The following is a 22,240-nucleotide window of genomic DNA, read 5'->3' as shown; positions in this document are numbered from 1 at the left end:
AACAACCTGGATTTAACAAGGGGGTATTGAAACCTTGAAGCAAAAACTAATTGCATGCGCATTAACTATGAGTCTCGCACTTAGCGTTGGAGTGTCCGGCGTTAGTTTTGCTGAAGAGAATAGTTCAAAGAAAAAAGTAGAGAAGAAAAAAGAAGACTTAAAGCAAATTCGAGAAGATAAAAATAAAAAGAAAGAAGAGTTAGACCAGTCGAGCGAAGAAAAGGAAAAGTTGGAAAAGGAAATTGAAGAAATAGAAAAAGATCTAAAAAAAGTAAATAGTCAGCTTGAAGAACAAGGGAAAAAACTAATTAACCAAAAAAAGCAAGTAGAAGAGAAACAAAAAAAGTTTAATAAAACAATTAGACGCATGTATCAAAAAGGCGAGTTTGGCTATATGTCACAGCTACTGGCAGCAGATAGTTTTGGAGAATTTTTAAACCGATTTGAGAGTCTCCGCCTTATTGTGAAGGAAGATAATACGGTAGTGAAAGACTATCGTAAAGAACTAGAGAAAATTCAAAAGACCCAAGATCAGATAGAAAAGCTAAAAAAAGAGAGAGAACCAAAGTTAAAAGAAACACAAAAGAAATTAGAAACAGTAACAAGTAAAATGAAAGATGTTGCCTCTGAATACAAACTACTAGCCAAAAAAGAGGAAATGACCGAGGAAGAATTAAATGAAATTAAAAAATTGATCTCAACAGGTTCAGGAAGCTATTCAGGAGGCAAGCTTGCTTATCCAACGGTGATGGGGCGTATCTCTTCAAACTTTGGAGAGTTTCGTGGAAGTTATAGTCATAAAGGAATCGACTTCCCACGTCCTGTAGGTACACCCATTTATGCGGCAGCTGCCGGTACAGTAATTCGTGCAGGTAGCTCAAGTGGTTTCGGTAACGTGATTATCATTGATCATGGAAATGGATTGGCTACTTGGTATGGTCATATGTATGCTTCAGGAATCTACGTTCATACTGGACAAAAAGTTTCTCGAGGGCAGACAATAGGGGCAGTAGGAAATGCCGGACAAAGTTCAGGTCCGCATTTACACTTTGAAGTACGTATCAATAATGCACCTAGAAATCCTATGGGATATATTCGATAGAGCTAAATAAAAATGAAACGGCCTACTTAAATATTTTTGATTAAGTAGGCCGTTTTATTTTAACTACATTTTCTAAAAATAGCCACACTTAGCGGTTGGGATAAAATATTATCATGCATTAAAATAAAAATGATAGATAACTTTATTAAAATGGCTAGGATCTATAAGAAAACCCTTTAAGCATAAGGAGGAATTGAAACGTTGAAGCAAAAGCTAATCGCATGTGCATTAACCATGGGTCTCGTATTTAGCGTTGGAGTATCTGGTGTTAGTTTTGCAGAAGAAAGTAAGAAAAAAGAAGAGAAGACAGAGAAAAATTTAGAGCAGATTCAAAAGGATAAAAAGAAAACGCAAGAAGAATTAAATCAATCAAAAGAAGCAAAAAAAGAGCTGGAAAAAGAAATGGAGCAATTGGAAAAAGAATTAAAAGATATGAATATCCAGTTAAATGAACATGGGAAAAAACTAATTAACCAAAAAAAGCAAGTAGAAGAGAAACAAAAAAAGTTTAATAAAACGGTTAAACGCATGTATCAAAAAGGCGAGTTTGGCTATATGTCACAGCTACTGGCAGCAGATAGTTTTGGAGAATTTTTAAACCGATTTGAGAGTCTCCGTCTTGTTGTAAAGGAAGATAATGCGGTAGTAAAAGACTATCGTAAAGAACTAGATAAAATTCAAAAGACCCAAGATCAGATAGAAAAGCTAAAAAAAGAGAAAGAACCCAAATTAAAAGAAGCAGAAAAGAAGCTAAAGACCTTAACAGGTAAAATAAAAGATACTAGTTCTCAATTCAATGCCTTAGCTCAAAAAGAGGAAGCAACGAAGGAAGATTTAGATAAAATTAAAAATCTATCTTCAACCGGCTCTGGGAGCTATTCAGGTGGAAAGTTTGCCTACCCAACAACCCGTAACGGACGTGTTTCTTCGCCGTTTTGGGAGAATCGTGGAGGATATTATCATAAGGGAATTGATATCCCACGCCCAGTAGGCACTCCGATTTTTGCTGCGGCTGCTGGTAAAGTGATTGATTCAGGTCCTGCTACTGGTTTTGGTAATTGGATCGTGGTTGATCATGGAAATGGGCTAAAAACGGTGTATGGACATATGTATAGTTGGGGTGTCTATGTTCATACCGGACAAAAGGTCGCAAAGGGGCAAAAAATTGGAGCAGTAGGCGACGACGGAGAAAGTGAAGGAGCTCACTTACACTTTGAAGTGCATAAAAATGGTGTTCCAGTTAACCCGAACAACTATTTTTAAAATATAATCGACTATCATTCGAAACGGTTGTTTAATTTTATGGAAGACTTAAGCAACCGTTCTTATATTACTGGAAGTTTTATTGATAGTCTATGGTTAGGGGGTAAGATTCAAGAATCCATTTATTTGTATTTGCTTACTTGAAAACAATCAAGTTATAATCTTTGCTAAGTTGTTTTTTACGCTTCTGGAAGAAGATATCACGATTTTTTCTTAAAACAGTCACATTTCATGGTTAAGAAAAAAAGGTTAGTTTTAGAGTAAAATAGAAAAATAACTTAGAATCAGATCAAGGTCAGGTAAAGGAGGGCTATTTTGCGTTTGAAAGCATATCTTAATCTGTATTCTTCGTTGGCTGTTATTGCTACGGTAACGCTTACATCTTTGCCTGTTGCGGCTGAAAATGATGTAAATCCTAAAGAGAAACTAAATGAAGTACGAGAAGAGAAGAAGGATGTAATACAAACCATTGAAGAAAATGATAGTTCGCTAACAAAATATACGAAACAAGCAAAAGAAGCAGAACTAAAAATTAAAGAGATTCAAAAGCAAGTGGATAGCAAGTTGATAGAATGGCGAAAAGCAAAGGATGCTGAAAAGGTTTACCGTGATAAGTATAATATGAGAATTCGCCGATTATACCAACAAGGAGAAATGGGCTACATGTCTTCTTTATTGGCTTCGGACTCATTTGGACAGTTTTTGGCACGCTTTGAATCGGTGCGTTTGATTATGAAGCAAGATTATAGCTTATTAGACCGGAAGGTTAGAGCTACAAATGCTGTAAATAAAAAGAAGACAGAGCTAGAGAATATGCGTAAGCAACAAGTCAAATTAATAGAAGACTCTAAAAAAGCTTATGAGAAATTAATAAGTGAACAAAAAGATAAAAAAGAAGAGCTAGCTAAACTACTCAAGCAAGAAGAAAGTTATAATGAAATGGTGATGGAAATTAATAAGGACCTATTGGCTAGTGGACGTTTAAACTTTCCCTTTAAAAGCTTGACACGCAATCCACTGGATGTAATGAGATTAACATCACCACTCAATCTTAATGGTAGACTTGATCCTGTTTTGGGGTATGTCAGACCGCATAAAGGTGCTGACTTAGGGGCACAAGTAGGAACACCCATCTATGCTCCAGGTGATGGTGTTGTGGTTGAGAATCGACCTGCGTCTGGATATGGTTGGATCTTAAGTATCTATCATGGACATAAAGACGGCTTGCCCGTCATTACTCGTTATGGCCACTGCTATGGTCGTGATGTTCAGGTAGAGGTTGGAGAAGAAGTACAAGCTGGTCAAATCATTAGTAAAGTGGGGAATAATGGACAAAGTACAGGACCCCATTTGCACTTTGAATTGCGCCGTGGCTTTGGAAGAGATGCACTTGCTGTTAATCCACTAGATTGGTTGAATTAGATAAAGGGGAGAGTATAGAATAAACGCCCTTTTTAGCCACTAATCTTTGAAACAGTTGTATTTGTATTTGTAGACACATATATTGAATTATGTACAAGACCTTCTACCTTTATTTGCTTTATGGGGTGATGGTCAAAGGGTGGTGTAAACATGACGTTCCGTAAGCGAACAATAGCAGTGATCGTAACCATTACAGTATTGCTTAGCAGTGCGATTACGGCGCTAGTTTTAAAGTTCGATGACTTAGTTTCGGCTATATTGCAACCTGGCTATTCGATTAGTAGTAATAGCAAAGAGATGGAAGAGCAGATTAATAAGTTTAAACAGGCCTATGGATTAATCAAAGGAAATTATATTCGGTCCATTACTGACCAACAGCTCATGGATGGAGCGATTAAAGGGATGGTAGAAGCTTTAGGTGATCCGCATTCTGATTATATGGACCCAAAAGCTGCTAATGATTTTAAAACAGGACTAAGCTCTTCTTTTAGTGGGATTGGAGTACAAATTACTGTTAAGAATGGTCGCTTAACTGTTATCTCCCCCATTAAAGGGTCCCCTGCGGAAAAAGCAGGTTTAAAGCCTGAAGACCAAATCGTAAAAGTAAATGGGCAAAATGTCGAAGGAATGGACTATCAAGAAGCAGTCAACAAAATTCGAGGACCAAAAGGAACGACTGTTCATTTGGATATTGCTCGACCAGGTGTGCAAGATATTGTGAAAATTAGTGTGATCCGTGAAGAGATTAAGCAGACAACCGTAGAATCCACCCTACTTCCAGATAAGATAGGACATCTTACGATCACTCAGTTTTCTGAAGGGACAGCAGATGATTTTGCTAAAGAACTGAGAAACTTAGAAACACAAGGTATGAAAGGCTTAATTATCGATGTACGAAGCAATCCAGGAGGATTATTGCAAGCTGTACTAAAAATGTGTGAACAGTTCATTCCAGAAGGAAAAACATTGATGATTACACAGGATAAAGCAGGTAATAAGCAAATTTATAAATCGAAAGGAAAAGGTAAAAAGCCTTATCCAATCGTGGTTATGATTGATAAAGGAAGCGCAAGTGCTTCAGAGATCATGGCTGGAACTTTAAAAGAAGCAGGCGGATATACATTAATCGGAGAGCAATCCTATGGTAAAGGAACTGTTCAATCCGCTCAATCTTTTGATGATGGAAGTACATTAAAAGTTACAATGGCTAAATGGTTAACACCAAATGGAACCTGGATTGATCAGCATGGGGGTACAAAAGGGATTAAACCAGACATTACAGTGAAATATCCAGCTAATTGGATGGCAATTCCTCCATATAGTAAAACACCATTAAAATATGATATGAACTCCCAGCAAGTCAAAAATATGCAAATCATTTTAAATGCCTTAGGTTATCACTCAGGTCGCATGGATGGTTATTTTGATCGGCAAACAGAAGCTTCAGTTAAAGCATTTCAAACTACCAAAAACCTACCAGCTACGGGACAGTTGGATGAAAAATCAGCAGCAGAATTAAGTCAAGCTTTTTTAGAGCTGAAGAAAAATCCTAAACATGATGTACAGCTGCAAGTAGCCATTCAAAACATCAAGGGGAAAATAAAGGAATAAATATGATTTTGTCGAATTATCCTTCGGGATAATTCTTTTTTTTGGAGGGAATGGAAATTGTTATCCATATTCAATGGATTTTGGGAATTGTGTCTACAATTGTTTATAAACCCATTTTGGATTGTTATATTCCTATTACCAGCATTTCAAATTAGCTTGGAGCGTATCAAAGAAAGACAAATCTTTGGGAAAAGATTGTATGCTCCCACCCCTTTGATCCTACGTACTTGGTATTTAGGAGTTATTACAAGCTTATTTTTATCCTTGATACTCTTGAACTTTAAATTTACAATTCGTGCAGAAGAAGTTTTCTTGGTATGGGCATGTATGCTTTTCTTAGCCATTTGGCGGATTCGTTTTGCTTGCTTCTCTTATGCGGTAGGGATTCTTTCCATTTTAAGCCCTATTGTAAAATTATTAGATCATAGTAAATTCATTTCAGTTTATGGGAATACTTGGTGGGAAGTTATTGCTCAATTTTCCATCAATCAATGGTTATGGCTTGTTTGTCTAACACATCTGATGGAATGTGGATTGATTCGTATGGCTGGTACTGAAGGAAGCTTACCCGTCCAAATCCCACATCGGGTGGGAAGGATCGTAAGTGGATTTCAGATTTGCAAAATTTGGCCTATGCCCATCGTAGTTTTTACGATGTCAGGTTGGTTAGCGATTCCTTTAATGATTGGATTTGAAAGTAAAAGTTGTTTAAAACCCATTTCTCAACAACAAAGATTATCTTCGACCTATGTATTTGTACTATCGATTTGTATCGGGTGTTTATTAGCATTATCCTATGGGTGGAAACCATTGTTATGGATGGCCGTACTTCTGTCATTATGTGGTCATGAAGTATTTTATTGGTGGGGAAAAAGAGTCGAGAGACAAAAAGAACCGCGGTTTGTTTCTGATGAGAAAGGTCTTAGAGTATTGGCTGTTTTACCACAAACACCCGCAGCAGAAATGGGATTAAAATCTGGAGATATTATACATAAACTAAATGGAGTGCGTATTTCAACATTGGAAGAATTAAAACAGGTAGTAGAAGGTACTGCCTTTCTGAAAATAGAGGTTTGTAATGATCAAATGGATAGTCATTTTGTACAAAAGGCCCTTTATGAAGATGATCCGAAAGATTTGGGGATTATTGGTGCAACGCCTGTGTGGGGGACGAATAAAGGAATTCATTGATAGGACAGCCCTAGCAAAGCGGGGGTTCTTTTTTTATACATAACAGGAACCTATGTTCCGGGAATGATTAAATGTGTTATAATAATCTCTATGACAAGATCGAGGTGAAAGAAATGAACAAATACCAATTGGTTTCTTCTTTTGAACCAAAAGGGGATCAACCTCAAGCGATTGAAAGACTTGTTGAAGAATTTCGTTCAGGTAAAAAGCATCAAACATTACTCGGAGCAACTGGAACAGGTAAAACATTTACAATGGCTCATACCATTGCTCGTTTAAATAAACCAACTTTAGTTATAGCACACAATAAGACACTTGCTGCACAGCTTTGTGGTGAGCTTAAAGAGTTCTTTCCCAATAATGCTGTAGAATATTTTGTTAGTTATTATGACTATTATCAACCAGAAGCCTATTTACCACAAACGGATACCTATATTGAAAAAGATGCATCCATTAATGATGAAATTGATAAGCTACGACATTCAGCGACGAGTTCATTGTTTGAACGTGAGGATGTTATTATCGTTGCTAGTGTATCTTGCATTTATGGATTAGGATCACCTTTTGAATATAGGGATTTAGTTCTTTCACTTAGAATAGGGATGGAAAAAGATCGTAATGAAATATTACGTAAATTGGTGGATATTCAATATGAAAGAAATGATATGAACTTCGTTCGTGGAACGTTTCGCGTCCGTGGGGATGTAGTAGAAATATTTCCAGTATCACGTAGTGAACAAGCCGTTCGAATCGAATTTTTTGGAGATGAGATCGAACGAATTCGCGAGATTGATGTGGTAACGGGAGAAATTTTAGGAGAGAGAGAGCATATTGCTATATTCCCGGCATCACACTATGTAACAAGTAGTCAAGTGATGGAACGTGCTTTAAAGAGTATTCAGCAGGAGCTGGACGAACGTTTGGAAGAGCTACGTAGTCAAGGAAAATTACTAGAAGCTCAACGTTTAGAACAACGAACAAGATATGATATGGAGATGATGAGAGAAGTAGGTTTTTGCTCAGGTATTGAAAACTATTCGCGCCATTTAGTAGATAAAAAGCCAGGTGAGACTCCTTATACACTTTTTGATTATTTTCCTAAAGACTTTTTAATTATTGTCGATGAATCCCATGTTACTCTCCCGCAAATTAATGGGATGTTTAATGGAGATCAAGCTAGAAAAAATGTATTAATAGAACATGGATTTCGCTTACCTTCAGCAAGAGATAACCGCCCACTAAAGTTTGCCGAATTTGAAGAGAAGATCCCACAAATTCTCTTTGTATCTGCTACACCTGGTCCATATGAACTAGAAAAAGCACCTGATGTAGTCGAACAAATTATCCGTCCTACTGGATTATTAGATCCAAAGATTCATGTCCAGCCCATTCAAGGACAAATTGATCATTTAATTGGTGAAATTCATAAACGGATTGAACGACAAGAACGGGTACTTGTAACGACCTTAACGAAGAAGATGGCCGAGGATTTAACGGACTATCTCAAAGAGATTGGGATTAAGGTACGCTATTTGCATTCAGATATTAAGACGATTGAACGCATGCAAATTTTACGAGATTTACGTCTTGGAGAGTTTGATGTGTTAGTTGGAATTAACTTGTTAAGAGAAGGGCTTGACTTACCTGAAGTATCCTTAGTAGCCATTCTCGATGCGGATAAAGAAGGATTCTTACGTTCGGAGCGTTCACTTATTCAGACAATTGGACGTGCCGCACGAAATGCAAATGGTGAAGTCATTATGTATGCGGATCGGATCACTGATTCCATGCGAAAAGCGATTGATGAGACAGAACGACGGCGTCAGACCCAGATGGAATATAACCAGAAACATGGAATTATACCGCAAACCATTAAGAAAAAAGTGCATGATGTGATTGAGGCAACAAAAGTAGCAGAAGATAAAGCGACTTATGAAACCGGATTAAAACCACAGAAAATGAGTAAGAAAGAGCGTCAGCAACTGATTGGAAGATTGGAGAAAGAAATGAAGCAAGCAGCCAAAGAACTGAACTTTGAGCGTGCTACTGAACTAAGAGATCTGATTTTCGAACTAAAAGCGGAAGGAGCTTAAAGTTCATGGCAAAGGAGCATATTGTTATTCGAGGTGCACGAGCACACAATTTGAAAGGGATCGATGTAACGATTCCACGTGATCAGTTAGTGGTATTAACTGGCTTAAGTGGCTCAGGTAAATCTTCGCTAGCTTTTGATACGATTTATGCCGAAGGTCAGCGTCGTTACGTAGAATCACTGTCTGCCTACGCTCGGCAATTTCTAGGGCAAATGGATAAACCGGATGTCGATGTGATTGAAGGTTTATCACCAGCTATTTCAATTGATCAAAAAACAACCAGTAGGAATCCGCGTTCTACCGTTGGAACGGTTACGGAAATCTATGACTATTTACGCCTTTTATATGCTCGTGTAGGACATGCATATTGTCCCGAACATGGTATTCGAATTACATCACAAACCATTCAGCAAATGGTAGATCGTGTGATGGAATTACCCGAGCGAACTCGCATTCAGGTATTAGCACCAGTTGTAAAAGGGCGAAAAGGAGAGCATGTCAAGCTTCTCAAAGAAATGGCTCGTCAGGGATATGTACGTGTTCGCATCGATGGAGAACTTCATGAGCTATCGGAAGAGATTCAATTAGAAAAGAATAAGAAGCACTCTATCGAAGTAGTTGTGGATCGCATTATTGTCAAGGAAGGGATAGAGACCCGTTTAACCGACTCCATTGAAACAGCGGTTGGTTTGACTAGTGGGGAAGTGATCATCGATATTATTGATGGTGAGGAGATGTTATTTAGCCAGAATCTAGCTTGTCCAGAATGTGGCTTTAGTATCGACGAACTATCGCCAAGAATGTTTTCATTTAACAGTCCATTTGGTGCTTGCCCTACTTGTGATGGATTGGGTAGTCGGATGGAAATTGATCCTTCATTGGTTATCCCTGATTCGTCTTTATCGATCCGAAAGGGTGCGATTGAACCCTGGGCTTCTTCATCCAGCAACTACTATACGCAATTATTAGAAGCGGTGGGTAAGCATTTTGCAATCGATTTGGATGTGTCTTTTCAGTCTCTACCTAAAGAGAAACAAAAGCTCATCTTATATGGAAGTAAGGAACGTTTTCCTTTTCGATATGTAAGTGATATGGGGCAAGTACGGGAAACCAATGCCTTATTTGAGGGAGTGATCAATAATCTACAACGGCGTTATCATGAAACGACTTCTGAAATGGTTCGTGAGCATTTAGAAACCTATATGAGTACGAAAGCATGTCCAACATGTAAAGGAGCGAGATTAAAAAAGGAAATTTTGCATGTATTAGTCGGTGGCAAAAACATGGATTATGTCACGCGTCTCTCTGTTGCAGAAGCCTTTCAGTTCTTCTCAGAAATAACCTTATCTGAAAAGGAAATGCAAATTGCTCGACAGGTGTTAAAAGAGATCAAAAGCCGATTGGGATTTTTGGTCAATGTCGGCTTAGATTATTTGACACTACATCGTTCTGCAGGTACTCTTTCAGGTGGAGAAGCTCAACGTATTCGACTAGCAACACAAATTGGATCAAGTCTGATGGGAGTATTGTATATCTTAGATGAGCCGAGCATTGGACTACATCAGCGGGATAATACTCGATTGATTCAAACGTTAGAAAAAATGCGTGATCTAGGAAATACCTTGATTGTTGTGGAACATGATGAAGATACGATGCTAGCAGCGGACTATCTGATTGATATTGGTCCAGGAGCAGGTGCACACGGTGGACAGGTTATAGCAGCGGGTACACCACATGAAGTAATGGAAAATGAGAAATCTCTTACAGGCCAATATTTAAGTGGGCGTAAATTTATTCCCCTTCCTGATAAACGTAGAAAGCCGAATGGCAAATGGCTAGAGGTGATTGGAGCCAGTGAACACAACTTAAAAAACCTTCGTGTGAAAGTTCCTGTCGGTCTCTTTACATGTATTACAGGTGTATCTGGTTCTGGAAAAAGCACATTGGTAAATGAAATTATTCATAAAGCGTTAGCAAAAGAATTGAATAGAGCAAAAGTGATTCCAGGAAAATATCGTCAGCTAAACGGGATCGAGCATTTTGATAAAGTAATTGATATTAACCAATCGCCAATTGGTCGAACTCCTCGTAGTAACCCCGCTACTTATACGGGCGTGTTTGATGATATCCGCGAAGTGTTTGCATCCACGCAAGAAGCAAAAGTCCGCGGCTACCAAAAGGGTCGATTTAGCTTTAATGTAAAAGGTGGTCGTTGTGAAGCATGTCGGGGTGATGGGATCATTAAAATTGAGATGCACTTTTTGCCTGATGTTTATGTTCCTTGTGAGGAGTGCAAAGGGAAGCGTTACAACCGCGATACTTTGGAAGTAAAGTATAAAGGCAAAAATATCTCCGATGTCTTGGAAATGACCATAGAAGAAGCACTGCACTTTTTCGAGAATATCCCTCGGATTAAGCGAAAGATCCAAACGTTAAATGATGTCGGCTTGGGATATATGAAACTAGGACAACCTGCGACCACTTTGTCTGGTGGAGAGGCTCAGCGGGTAAAGCTTGCTTCAGAGTTATATCGCAGAAGTAATGGTCGAACCTTATATATTTTGGATGAGCCTACAACTGGACTTCATATCGATGACATTGCTCGTTTACTTCATGTCTTACAGCGTTTGGTTGAAAATGGAGATACAGTACTGGTCATTGAGCATAATCTAGATGTGATTAAGACAGCCGATTATATGATTGATTTAGGACCTGAAGGAGGAAATGGAGGCGGAACAATTATTGCTACAGGTACCCCAGAGGAAGTTGGGGAAGTTTCGAAATCCTATACAGGTCAATATTTAAAGCCAATTCTTGAGCGCGATCGTAAGCGTATGGCCAAAAGAGAAAAAGAGTTCACAGAAGCTATTCCCACTTCATAAGTAGTGGGAATGACTCAATATAAGTAAATGAAATAAGCCAATTTCAAAAAATGCCTGTATCACATAAATAAGTGGTACAGGCTTCTTATATTTCACTCCATCTCGAAAGAATGGATCTAATTATCCGAATAATATGGAATAGTTTAAGTCATTACTTTGTTTTCTTGAAATTATTTCATACTTTGTCAATTGACTTTCAAAAAATAGGTTCGATAAAATGGACAATATAAATAAGAATAAATACGATTTATGAGGTCGTAGTAGGGAAAATGGAGGTTCTTATGCTTCGCTTTATACGAGCTAATTATGTTGAAATTACAGGGATTATGGCTTTTGCCTTCTTTATGTATTTGATTAGCTTTGGTGATCTATTTTTAATTGATATTCCGGAATGGATACGAAATCATTTCTCCTTAACCCATGAGCATCTACAAAATATGTCGAGTATCTTTTTCGGTGTATTTATTGAAGGGATTCCCTTTATTTTAGTTGGGGTTCTTGTCTCCAGTTTGATTCATGTCTTTGTGAAAGAAGAGATGATTTGGCGTTTTATTCCGAACTCCCCTTTATTATCGATTCCGATGGCTGCATGTTTAGGACTGATTTTACCCATTTGTGAATGTGGAATTGTTCCGGTAGCACGACGTTTGATCCAAAAGGGAGTTCCGCATTATGTGGTATTTACTTTTTTACTAGCAGCTCCCATTATCAACCCGATTACAATCACATCCACTTACATCGCATTTGGTGATAGTTGGGAGATGGTCGGGCTCAGATTATTTTTTGCAGGAATCATTGCGATTATGATGGGATCTTGCCTTGGTCTATTTTTCTCAAATCGTTCTATTCTTAAAGAAGAAGATGTGGGTAAAAATCAGCAACATGATTGCTCTTGCGAAAATCATTGTGATCATTCTCACTCTCATCTGAAACAGGGGCGTATTTCTCATGCCTTGTACCATTCAATATTTGAATTTATTGATATGAGTAAGTACTTTATATTAGGGGGGCTGATCGCAGCAGCTTTCCAGACATGGATTGGAATCACTGCGATCAAAGAGATAGCAAGTGATGGATGGATAGGGATTTTACTAATGATGGGGCTAGCTTTTGGTTTGTCGATTTGTTCATCAGCTGATGCGTTTATAGCATCCTCTTTTCGTACAGCATTATCGACAGCTCCTCTCCTCGCTTTTCTTATCTATGGCCCCATGATGGATATAAAAAATGTTCTGATGTTGTCTGGGAGTTTTCGTTGGTCTGTAGTTAGTTTTTTATTTGTAGGAACAACAAGCTTAACATTTATTCTGACTTGGCTATTTCTATAAATCGATTGAGAGGATTCTAAGACAAGGTTGCGTTCTAAATTTGCTCTACATCAAAGTCGATCCTACACAAAAGCAGTTCACGATTTTCGACCAGAAATACTCAAGTTTTTTTGATCTTAATAAGTAACAGGATCTTGAAATGACAAATACTGAGAGGAGAAGTAAGAAATGACGGCTTGGTTACGTATGTTGATTTGTTTTGGGCTAGCCATCTTGTTATGTCATTTACTGATCACTGGAGAGATTACCTTATATATTCATCCGAAATTTCGCTTCCTTATTGCAATGAGCATATTATTCCTTATTTTATTAGGACTGGTACAACTATGGAATTTACAACGAAAGGAAATGCATCGCATTGGTTTTTGGGGGTATTTATTGGTTAGTCTGCCTTTTTTTATGTTTATTCTGATTCCACCTAAAGCATTGGATGCAAGTATTGCTACAAAAAAAGGTGTCTCATATATTGATGCAAATGAAATGAAGAAACAACAAGGAGCTACTAAGAAAAATATAGAGGAATCTAATGATCCTCTGAATAAATTTAAACAGAAAGTAAAGGAATTGAAAAAGAAACCAATCATTGTGATGGATGAAAAAGAATATGGCGATCTGTATACATTGATCTATACTTTTCCTAAAGAGTTAGTAGGAAAAAAAGTAAGAGTTAGAGGTTTTGTATACTATGATCCTAGTCTTACAAAAAACGAGTGGGTTGTTGGACGTTTTACAGTGACTTGTTGTACTGCTGATGCCAGTGTAGTGGGATTTGTCGTAAAGTCTGATAAGCAGTTTAAAGAAAATCAATGGATTGAAACCACAGGTGTTATCCAATTAAAGAAAGAAAATGGAATGGATATACCTGTGCTAAAATTGAACTCATATCAGCTGATTCCTGCTCCTAAAGATCCCTATATTTATTTCTGATGATTTGGGTTATTTCGTTATTCCTCTGCCTCCCCTTCACTGCATATCATAAAATGATCTTGTTGAATTTCGGGATGAATGGTTTTTGTTTTTAAAGTGGCAAGTAAACAGGTGGATCATTTAATGCCGTATATATGATATAACAATTATATGAATAATTGATATATCATAACTGAAATACGAATTATCTATACGAAGAAGGGGTATATTTTTTGGGGAGGTGGAGGGAAATGAATGGGTTGATACGTTTGTTACTCAAGGTGGCGATCATTAGCCTGACTGTATTTCTAGTGGCGGATTGGCTCGATGGCATCCGTATTGGAAATATAGGTGCAGCCATCTTTATGGCGATTCTATTAGGATTGATTAATGCTTGGATTCGTCCTTTGATCATGCCATTTACATTGCCAGTAAATACAGTAAGCCTAGGTGTATATATTCTTATCATTAATGCGATCATGTTTACGCTTTTTGCAATTACCAGTGGCATAGTCGACGATGAATGGTTTCGCGGTATAACCATCGATGGGATGATCCCAGCTCTTACTATCACTTTTTTCGTTAGTTTGGTATCATGGCTTTTAACCCTTCTCTTTGATCGAAAATAGAGCTACTTTCTTATCGAACCAAAAAAAGGTATGATTAGGTTAGGATAGTAAAAGTGATAGAGGGAGGCTTAAAGATGAGCTGGCTTATCAAATCCCTAGTAAAAATCGTCCTAGTAGGCTTAAGCGTATTTCTCGCGGCAAATTATATCAATGGGATCGAGGTCCAAAGTCTTGGCACAGCCATGGTCATGTCATTGGTATTAGCTGTTCTAAACCTCGTGATTCGGCCTATCCTAAAGTTTTTTACCATTCCCATTCGTATTCTCACCTTAGGATTATTTACTCTAGTCATTAATACGTTTCTTTTTTGGCTAGCCGGTACATTGGTCGATGGTATTGAAATTGATGGGTTTATCCCGGCTTTTTTAGGCTCTTTATTGGTAACGATCATTTCATGGCTATTAGAAGTCATCTTGGATAGAAAATAAATAATCCTTTTTAGAAATATGTATACTGCCTAATCAATGAAGAATATAAGCGACCTTTTTTGTTTTAATTGAAGAGGAAAGATATAAAAAAACCGCTGTATTCTAGGAGAGCGGTTTTTTTATGCGTGTTTTTCATCATGTGTTTTGGATTTTGATTAGTTCAGCCCGTAAAATATAACGATCAGGAGCATTTCCAATATAACTAAATGGATAACAAGTCGTGAGTGAAAGTACAGGTCTGGCGATAGGAACGATTACACTCCGATCTTCAGCATGTGTAATCCAAGATTTGCGAATTTGATATGTAAAGAGTTTGTTATGATATTGGATGAAGATTTTATCCCCAATTTGCAGTTTTTTAATATCACGAAATAAAGTATCTCGGTGACCCGAAAGTACAACATGTCCCGTCTCGCCTGGTAATACCGTTCCTCCTCCGACAAATCGACCGATTCCTTTAGATAGAGCATATTCATTAGTGCCTTCTACAATAGGCAATTTTGCATGAAGGCGTGGAACGATTAACTCGCCAATTTTATCCCCCACTTTGGGCTGAGATGGGTAGGAAATCCCTTCTTTTAGGGTAGGTTTTTTGGTGCGATTAGCCCAATCTTCTAAAAAAGCCTGGGCTTTGGAAATGTCTTCATCGACGAGGCTTGCTTCTTTCCACCAATGATAAGCATTGTAAAATAGAAAAATGCTACCTGCGATGATCAAAAGCCAGGCTAGTTTGCGAATCAAAGTTCATCTCTCCTTATATCTAAGCACGTCGAAACTTAATAAATAGAAGTCCAAGGGCTAACAGTAAAACTCCGATGATGACTCCATTGGGATACGAAGTAGCTGTATTAGGTAGTTTTGCTCCATCTCCCGTTTTTGGTGAATCGGTAGTGGTTGTTGTGGTACTACCTGTTATTTGCATGTTTTTTTTGTTCGATAGTTCAATTTGCATACTTTCATCCGTTGTACCTGTTACTTTGGCTTCAATATCATATGTTCCAGAAGCGATCTCATTTTCTGCAAAATCTGCTGTAAATGAATTAGAACCACTACTTACCGCATCAGTCTTAGGCGAAGGTGGCGTGGTTGTATTATTTAATGTGTTATTATTCTGATTGTTGTTATGATCCCCGTTGGTTTCCCCGCTGTTTAAGTTTGTGTTATTATTTGGATCGTTTGTATTATTTGCTGAGGGATTATTTTCAGTTCCAGCTGTATTATCTAATCCTTGGGGATCTGATGATGCTTGATTTGCATTTGTCTCTGTGCCACTCGTTGTATTACCTTGTTGACTAGATGATTTTACGGTTAGTTCCCAATTTCCACTGGTGATTTTAATCGGTTGGAATGTGCCAGTGAAACGGTGCTTTTGGTCTGCTTTTTGATAATCAATATTTAAGGTAGGGATAACGATTTTTTTTGATGGTGCTTCGCCTCCCTCGATCACAGCAGTAAATTCAAGTGAATGTTCACCTGTTCCAGTAAAATCAGTGTTAGTGAATGTTGGAGAAATCTCTGTTGCATCTTTTGAACCATGAATATCCTGTTCATTGGCGCCATCGATTTTTACTTTCCATTTGGATGGCTTTTTGTTGGTTTGACTTTCTAGTTTCGCTTTCACTGAAACTTCTTTTAATTGATCATTCTCATATTTCACCGTAAGACTGGTCACTTGAATCGATTCAGCAGCATTTATGCGCCCGCCTGGTAAAATAAGGAGAAACAAGGTCAAAATAGAAAGTAACGGGATGAAACGCTTCAAACGATTCCCCCTCCTTGGAAGCAGTTGAATTTTTAATGTCAAGCTATTTACTTTCATTATAAAATAGAGTTAGTCTTTTTGATTAAAGGGCTTGGAAAGTTTAATGAACAATCCAAAATAGCGACCAGATCAATCCAGTCGCTACTGGTTAGGAGGTTTTTTATCGTGTTAAGTAGAAGGGTAACTGTAAAAGATATTATCAAACAGTTTCACTTAGAGATCATTTGTAGTAAACATGCGCTCAATCATACTGTAACTGTGACGGACTTGTATCGCCCAGGCTTGGAGCTGGCAGGTTTTTTTAACCACTATCCTGTTGAAAGACTACAGTTGTTAGGACGGACTGAGCTTGCTTTTATGCAAAGTCTGCCTTCAGCTATGAAAGAAGAACGCTTTAAACGAATTTGCCAGCCAGAGCTTCCTTGTATCTGTGTGACAAGAGGATTGCCTGTTCCTGAAGAGTTAATCCAAGCTGCACAAGAAAATAATGTCCCTCTTTTGCGAACATCTATGCCTACTACACGTTTCGCTAGTAAGTTAACCAATTACTTAGAAAAGCGTTTAGCACCAACAACGACCATTCATGGAGTGTTAGTCGATGTACATGGAGTAGGAGTATTGATCTTAGGTGATAGCGGGATTGGTAAAAGTGAGACAGCTCTTGAACTGGTAAAACGAGGGCATCTACTGATCGCAGATGATGCTGTAGAAATTACTCAATTGGAAGAAGATATGTTAGAAGGCTCAGCGCCAGAGCTTATTCGCTATTTGCTGGAAATTCGCGGTTTAGGTATTATAAATATCATGACATTATTTGGTGCGGGAGCTGTACGTGACAAGAAAAAGATTTCATTAGTGATTCGATTAGAAAGTTGGCAAGAAAAAAGACAATATGATCGCCTTGGGCTGGATGAGGAACGGATGAAAATCGTAGACACAGAATTACCTCTTCTAACAGTACCCGTCCGACCTGGGCGAAATCTTGCAGTAATTATTGAAGTTGCTGCGATGAATTATCGTTTAAAGGTCATGGGATATGATGCAGCGAAACAGTTTGTACAAAAACTAAGTGAAACCATTGAAGAAGCGGATGATATAGAATAAAATTTTTTGTTTATTTATCTATCTAAACAAAATGGAATTGACCTATTTCATTATATAAACTTCTCTACCAGCGCGGCTGGTTTTTGGTTTTTTCCAATTTGGAAAATATACATATTGAACTGGATCATAAATCAAACAACCAGGTGTTTTGCAGAATCCATAACATCCCTTTACTAAAACACAATTTTTTTGACCACACTCAATACAATCATAGAGTTCAGTTTCTGAGTGGGATTTAATATTTAGCATAAACACAACCCTCCTATGTGTTTTTTTATTGTATATTAGTTTGATATAACGTGTCCACAATAATGAAAAAATTTCGCTAAATGTTAATAGGATTGGTTGAGAATGTAGATTGACATTGCATTTCTTGAGCTTGGAATGGGGATGGATAGATACATATGGTTTTTATGAAGTACCTTAATTTTTACCGAGACTTTAATAAAAGTAAGTGGATTGGGATTATCATAGTAACGTTTTGTTTATTTTCTTTCAAAAAATTTTTGAGGTACAATGGTAAAGTGATAAAAACGGTATGGAAGTGTAAGAAGGATGATCAGAAAGGAGACATCAGATGGTCGGATTGGCAGTACTTGATCCTGTTGCGTTTTCGCTTGGTCCAATTCAAGTTCATTGGTATGGACTACTAATAGGATCAGGAATTTTACTTGGTTTATGGTTGGCAATGCGCGAGGCTAAACGCCTTGGAATTGATCCGGAAAAAATATTGGATATGATGATTTGGGTGATTCCTTTTGCCATTCTGGGTGCACGTCTTTATTATGTATTGTTTGAATGGGAAAATTATGCGAGTCGTCCTTTGGAAATCTTTGCAGTATGGAAGGGAGGACTAGCAATACACGGTGGGTTAATCGCAGCACTTTTGGCTGGATATTTCTTTGTCAAAAAATATGAACTGCGTTTTTTAGTACTTGCCGATATTGTTGCACCTAGTATTATTTTGGGACAAGCGATTGGGCGCTGGGGAAATTTTATGAACCAAGAGGCGCATGGAGGACCAGTAACCCGTGCTTTTTTGGAGGGGCTCCATTTGCCCAATTGGATAATTGAGCAAATGAATATTCAAGGAATCTATTATCATCCTACTTTTTTATATGAATCCCTATGGAATGTCGTAGGTTTTGGGCTGTTATTATTATTACGATGGGTTAATCCTAAACGTGGTGAAATCTTCTTTAGTTATTTTATTTGGTACTCATTAGGGCGTTTCTTTATTGAAGGTCTACGTACGGATAGTTTGACTTTTACGGGTCCAGATTGGTTAGCCAATCTTCTACAAGTTTTATGGTCACCAATGAATATTCTTTTTGATCCTGGAGCTATGGCCAATGGAAATATTCGTATTGCCCAGCTCATCAGTGTTTGTTCGATTCTTTTGGCTATCGTGATTATTATATGGCGTAGGCAAAAAGGATTAGCTACACAATCTTATAAAGAAGTAGAAAAAGTATCAGCATCTATGCAATAAGAGCATGATAAAAAGAAAAGGGGTTTCTTTGGTATTTAGGAATCCAGAGGTAACATTACAAACCCGGTTTTCCTTTTTTGTTTGAACGACTTTTAGTAGGGATAAGATAGAAAAGGTAAACCAGTACAAGCTAGATTTTCTCTTTTTAGAAGGAACCTCTTTCATTTAGTATAGTTGAAGTAGGAGTGAATCAGATGCATTATCCGGTAATCTTATATGATTTGGATGGAACATTAATTGATACCAACGAATTAATCATAACCTCATTTTTATTTACGCTTGAAAAACATTGTCCCGGTCGGTATACCCGCGAGGATGTTCTCCGTATCATGGGGAAACCACTGCTTGAGCAGATGAAGTATTTTGATGAGGACCAAGCTCAAGAGATGGTAAAGACTTATCATCAACATAATGAATCTGTTCATGATGAGCTAGTTCGAGAGTTTCCGAAAGTCCGCGAAGTACTGGAGAAGCTTTATAAAGCAGGGGCTCAAATGGCGATCGTTTCTAATAAAAGACGCAAAGTAGTTGAAATGGGATTAAAGCGATTTGGCTTAGATCAATTTATGCAAGAAATGGTTTGCGTGGGAGATACCTCCCAAGCCAAACCAGCTCCAGATATGATTCTACTTGCTTTAGAAAAATTAAAAGCTTCTCCTGAACAAGCTTTAATGGTAGGAGATAGCCGTTATGATCTACTTGCAGCTGAACGTGCAGGGGTTGATTCTGTTGCAGTCGGCTGGAGCTTGCATTTTGACGAACTAAAATCTTATCGTCCGACTTATATCATTCAGGATATGCAAGAGCTATTAGATATCGTAGAAATCCCGAAGGTGGTACAAGGGGAATCTGAATGAGAAGGTTAAAGCATTATCCAGTTGAAGGCAGCAATTCACTGTGGCAACTATATCAAACGATTTCTTTTTGGAAGGTATTTAAAAATACAATAATTATATACTTTGCACGTTATATTCCGTTTTTAAGTTGGAAGAATTGGGTATATCGGAAATGTTTAAAAATGGAAATTGGTGAGCATTCCGCCATTGCCTTTATGGCTATGATGGATTTATTGTATCCAGAAAAAATTTTTATCGGGAACAATACCATTATTGGTTATAATACCACCATTTTGACCCATGAGTATTTGATATCTGAATATCGCTTGGGAAAAGTGGAGATTGGTAATCATGTGATGATTGGAGCTAATACAACGATTCTACCTGGAGTGAAAATTGGTGATCATGCAGTGATTGGCGCTGGATCAGTCGTTACTCGGGACATTCCTGCTTATACACTTGCAGCAGGAAATCCAGCTCGTGTGATACGAGAACATAACCCTAAGAAAGCATATGAATCCGAGAAATGTGAAGTTTAATGATATATGAATATCAACTGAATGTTCCCTAGATCGAAGTCCCACACGCTATTTTTCGAGAACATGGTTAAGACTCACAAACTAGCGTAGCCCATTACTGACGCTTCATGGTCTGAGTGTTCAAGGAGGACTTTACCATTAGCCATGGAGATCAAATATATAACAAGTTTATAGAAGAGTATTTCTAATTTAAACCTTCCCTTTCCAAGAAGGTTCGTATAAAATGGTTGGCAATATATTTGATTTCAAGGGGTGGCTTACATGGGGAAAGTTGTATCTGATTTAAGAGCCCGATCTGCATGGTCTATTCTTAACGATGTTGAAGTAGCGGAAGTTTCGCCACCAAGCAAGCCATTAGACGCAGAGCTTGTCGTTCCGGGAAGCAAGAGTATTACAAATCGTGCATTAGTGATGGCGGCAGTTGCGCATGGAGAGTCAGAGTTATCAGGGATTCTAAAAAGTGATGACTCATTTTGGTGTATCGAAACGCTAAAGTCGTTAGGAATAAGAGTGAATGTAAATGGTGATATAGCAAAGATTGCTGGGTGTGGTGGAAGTTGGCCTATAGAGCAAGCAGAGGTTTATATTGGTGCTGCGGGAACCACGGCTCGCTTTTTACCAGGAACATTAGCAGCAGCAAAAAAAGGGAGTTGGATCATCCAAGCGAGTGAACGAATGAAGGAACGCCCTATGCGCCCACTTATTACAGCGCTTCAAGAGTTGGGTGCAAATATCCAATATTTGGAGAATGATGGATTTCTACCGATTCGAGTTGATGGGACTGGTTTAGACGGGGGAGAAGTATCCGTCTCTGGTAGTACTTCAAGTCAATTTATCAGTGGTCTTTTAATAGCAAGCGCCTTAGCTAGAAAGTCCGTAACTATTCGTATTCCTGATCACATTGTTCAACATGCGTATGTGCGAATGACCATTGATTTGATGGAGCAATTTGGAGTACATGTTGAATACGATAATCAACTTTCGGTCATGCAAGTCAACCCTCAAGCTTATCAAGCTCGTCAAATACAACTTGAAGCGGATGCTTCAACAGCTGGATACTTTTTTGCTTTAGCGGCATTAACCAATGGTCGAGTACGCATTAATAACTTGTCTTACCAAACGAAGCAACCCGATATTCAGCTAGTGGATATTTTTGAGCGGATGGGCTGTCAAGTCATTCGAGGTGATGGCTTTATTGAACTAAAGGGAACATCACAACTCAAAGGTGGATTTGATATTTCGATGAAAGAGTTGTCAGATCAAACCTTAACTTTGGCAGTAGTAGCTCCCTTTGCTGATGGACCGATTGCCATACACGATGTTGCACATATTCGTCATCATGAGTGTGATCGGATTGCTGCCATCACTCAACTTTTAACCCAGATGGGAATTCGGGTAGAGGAAAGGGAAGATGGTTTAACGGTCTATCCAGGACAGCCAAAGCCAGCAGAGCTATTCGCGTATGATGACCACCGGGTAGCCATGTCCTTAGCATGTATTGGTGCCAAGGTACCAGGAATACGTATTCTGGACCCTGGTTGTGTCTCTAAGACTTGTCCACAGTACTTTGAAGAGTTAACAAAGCTGGGAATTCATGTGACACTGAAGAAAAAAAGATAAAAAAACCCCAGATGGGGTGTTAATTGATTGGA

19 protein-coding genes are annotated in these 22,240 nt (G+C 38.1%); 16 read left to right on the top strand and 3 right to left on the bottom strand.

All coding sequences use genetic code 11. The features are described from left to right. Window positions 1-34 precede the first annotated feature (34 nt). The 11 genes from DL897_RS09450 (at window position 35) to DL897_RS09400 (ending at window position 14,855) form a co-directional block, all read left to right on the top strand. The gene (locus DL897_RS09450) at window positions 35-1,102 is read left to right on the top strand and encodes a peptidoglycan DD-metalloendopeptidase family protein (RefSeq protein WP_113658895.1); all 1,068 of its coding nucleotides are present in this window, start codon (window positions 35-37) and stop codon (window positions 1,100-1,102) included. A 201-nt stretch (window positions 1,103-1,303) separates the two neighbouring features. Continuing rightward, entirely contained in the window at window positions 1,304-2,365 is a 1,062-nt protein-coding gene (locus tag DL897_RS09445; RefSeq protein WP_113658894.1) for a murein hydrolase activator EnvC family protein, read from the top strand. Window positions 2,366-2,680: 315 nt separating this feature from the next. Continuing rightward, window positions 2,681-3,787: a murein hydrolase activator EnvC family protein gene (locus DL897_RS09440; protein ID WP_113658893.1), complete on the top strand. Its 1,107-nt coding sequence runs from the start codon at window positions 2,681-2,683 to the stop codon at window positions 3,785-3,787. A gap of 150 nt (window positions 3,788-3,937) precedes the next feature. Further along, window positions 3,938-5,398, top strand: coding sequence for a S41 family peptidase (locus DL897_RS09435; RefSeq protein WP_113658892.1), 1,461 nt, complete (start codon window positions 3,938-3,940; stop codon window positions 5,396-5,398). A gap of 57 nt (window positions 5,399-5,455) precedes the next feature. Beyond that, window positions 5,456-6,589 carry a PDZ domain-containing protein gene (locus tag DL897_RS09430; protein WP_113658891.1) on the top strand — a complete coding sequence of 378 codons (1,134 nt, stop codon included), beginning with the start codon at window positions 5,456-5,458 and terminating at the stop codon, window positions 6,587-6,589. Window positions 6,590-6,702: 113 nt separating this feature from the next. Continuing rightward, entirely contained in the window at window positions 6,703-8,682 is a 1,980-nt protein-coding gene (uvrB, locus tag DL897_RS09425; RefSeq protein WP_113658890.1) for an excinuclease ABC subunit UvrB, read from the top strand. Between the two features lie 5 nt (window positions 8,683-8,687). Next, window positions 8,688-11,564: an excinuclease ABC subunit UvrA gene (gene uvrA / locus DL897_RS09420; RefSeq protein ID WP_113658889.1), complete on the top strand. Its 2,877-nt coding sequence runs from the start codon at window positions 8,688-8,690 to the stop codon at window positions 11,562-11,564. A 281-nt stretch (window positions 11,565-11,845) separates the two neighbouring features. Further along, window positions 11,846-12,892 carry a permease gene (locus DL897_RS09415; protein WP_168188741.1) on the top strand — a complete coding sequence of 349 codons (1,047 nt, stop codon included), beginning with the start codon at window positions 11,846-11,848 and terminating at the stop codon, window positions 12,890-12,892. 168 nt (window positions 12,893-13,060) lie between these two features. After that, complete coding sequence (locus tag DL897_RS09410) at window positions 13,061-13,819, top strand: TIGR03943 family putative permease subunit (RefSeq protein WP_113658887.1); 759 nt, start codon at window positions 13,061-13,063, stop codon at window positions 13,817-13,819. 230 nt (window positions 13,820-14,049) lie between these two features. Beyond that, window positions 14,050-14,427: a phage holin family protein gene (locus DL897_RS09405; protein ID WP_113658886.1), complete on the top strand. Its 378-nt coding sequence runs from the start codon at window positions 14,050-14,052 to the stop codon at window positions 14,425-14,427. Between the two features lie 74 nt (window positions 14,428-14,501). Further along, the gene (locus DL897_RS09400) at window positions 14,502-14,855 is read left to right on the top strand and encodes a phage holin family protein (RefSeq protein ID WP_240627339.1); all 354 of its coding nucleotides are present in this window, start codon (window positions 14,502-14,504) and stop codon (window positions 14,853-14,855) included. 135 nt (window positions 14,856-14,990) lie between these two features. On the opposite strand, the gene DL897_RS09395 is transcribed toward DL897_RS09400, so the two are convergent. Both DL897_RS09395 and DL897_RS09390 read right to left on the bottom strand, forming a co-directional pair. Continuing rightward, the gene (locus DL897_RS09395) at window positions 14,991-15,596 is read right to left on the bottom strand and encodes a class D sortase (protein ID WP_113658885.1); all 606 of its coding nucleotides are present in this window, start codon (window positions 15,594-15,596) and stop codon (window positions 14,991-14,993) included. A 19-nt stretch (window positions 15,597-15,615) separates the two neighbouring features. Continuing rightward, window positions 15,616-16,617: an LPXTG cell wall anchor domain-containing protein gene (locus tag DL897_RS09390; RefSeq protein ID WP_168188740.1), complete on the bottom strand. Its 1,002-nt coding sequence runs from the start codon at window positions 16,615-16,617 to the stop codon at window positions 15,616-15,618. A gap of 165 nt (window positions 16,618-16,782) precedes the next feature. Here DL897_RS09390 and hprK point away from each other — a divergent pair, with 165 nt between their 5' ends. Further along, on the top strand, window positions 16,783-17,721 hold the full coding sequence (gene hprK, locus DL897_RS09385) for an HPr(Ser) kinase/phosphatase (RefSeq protein WP_240627337.1): 939 nt from the start codon (window positions 16,783-16,785) through the stop codon (window positions 17,719-17,721). Window positions 17,722-17,763: 42 nt separating this feature from the next. Here hprK and DL897_RS09380 read toward each other — a convergent pair whose 3' ends face one another. Beyond that, a complete protein-coding gene (locus DL897_RS09380) occupies window positions 17,764-17,970 on the bottom strand; it encodes a hypothetical protein (protein WP_113658883.1) in 207 nt (68 codons plus the stop codon). Window positions 17,971-18,298: 328 nt separating this feature from the next. On the opposite strand from DL897_RS09380, the gene lgt reads away from it, so the two are divergent. From lgt to aroA, 4 genes are all read left to right on the top strand, one after another. Continuing rightward, window positions 18,299-19,213 carry a prolipoprotein diacylglyceryl transferase gene (gene lgt / locus DL897_RS09375; protein WP_113658882.1) on the top strand — a complete coding sequence of 305 codons (915 nt, stop codon included), beginning with the start codon at window positions 18,299-18,301 and terminating at the stop codon, window positions 19,211-19,213. A gap of 194 nt (window positions 19,214-19,407) precedes the next feature. Beyond that, the gene (ppaX, locus tag DL897_RS09370) at window positions 19,408-20,070 is read left to right on the top strand and encodes a pyrophosphatase PpaX (protein ID WP_113658881.1); all 663 of its coding nucleotides are present in this window, start codon (window positions 19,408-19,410) and stop codon (window positions 20,068-20,070) included. Next, a complete protein-coding gene (locus DL897_RS09365; protein WP_113658880.1) occupies window positions 20,067-20,588 on the top strand; it encodes an acyltransferase in 522 nt (173 codons plus the stop codon). Before ppaX ends, DL897_RS09365 begins: the two co-directional genes overlap by 4 nt. A gap of 261 nt (window positions 20,589-20,849) precedes the next feature. Then, window positions 20,850-22,208, top strand: coding sequence for a 3-phosphoshikimate 1-carboxyvinyltransferase (gene aroA, locus DL897_RS09360; RefSeq protein WP_113658879.1), 1,359 nt, complete (start codon window positions 20,850-20,852; stop codon window positions 22,206-22,208). The last annotated feature ends 32 nt before the right edge of the window (window positions 22,209-22,240 follow it).

The sequence above is a fragment of the Thermoflavimicrobium daqui genome (assembly GCF_003313465.1).
Classification (GTDB): Bacteria; Bacillota; Bacilli; order Thermoactinomycetales; family Thermoactinomycetaceae; genus Thermoflavimicrobium; species Thermoflavimicrobium daqui.
This window is presented reverse-complemented; position numbering and strand designations above follow the sequence as displayed.

Bases quoted from the DNA above. Each gene is read 5' to 3' on its own strand.
- DL897_RS09410 (WP_113658887.1), top strand. From the start codon at position 13,061: ATGACGGCTTGGTTACGTATGTTGATTTGTTTTGGGCTAGCCATCTTG.
- DL897_RS09380 (WP_113658883.1), bottom strand. From the start codon at position 17,970: ATGCTAAATATTAAATCCCACTCAGAAACTGAACTCTATGATTGTATT.
- DL897_RS09400 (WP_240627339.1), top strand. From the start codon at position 14,502: ATGAGCTGGCTTATCAAATCCCTAGTAAAAATCGTCCTAGTAGGCTTA.
- DL897_RS09435 (WP_113658892.1), top strand. From the start codon at position 3,938: ATGACGTTCCGTAAGCGAACAATAGCAGTGATCGTAACCATTACAGTA.
- lgt (WP_113658882.1), top strand. From the start codon at position 18,299: ATGGTCGGATTGGCAGTACTTGATCCTGTTGCGTTTTCGCTTGGTCCA.
- uvrA (WP_113658889.1), top strand. From the start codon at position 8,688: ATGGCAAAGGAGCATATTGTTATTCGAGGTGCACGAGCACACAATTTG.
- DL897_RS09365 (WP_113658880.1), top strand. From the start codon at position 20,067: ATGAGAAGGTTAAAGCATTATCCAGTTGAAGGCAGCAATTCACTGTGG.
- uvrB (WP_113658890.1), top strand. From the start codon at position 6,703: ATGAACAAATACCAATTGGTTTCTTCTTTTGAACCAAAAGGGGATCAA.
- ppaX (WP_113658881.1), top strand. From the start codon at position 19,408: ATGCATTATCCGGTAATCTTATATGATTTGGATGGAACATTAATTGAT.
- aroA (WP_113658879.1), top strand. From the start codon at position 20,850: ATGGGGAAAGTTGTATCTGATTTAAGAGCCCGATCTGCATGGTCTATT.
- DL897_RS09405 (WP_113658886.1), top strand. From the start codon at position 14,050: ATGAATGGGTTGATACGTTTGTTACTCAAGGTGGCGATCATTAGCCTG.
- DL897_RS09415 (WP_168188741.1), top strand. From the start codon at position 11,846: ATGCTTCGCTTTATACGAGCTAATTATGTTGAAATTACAGGGATTATG.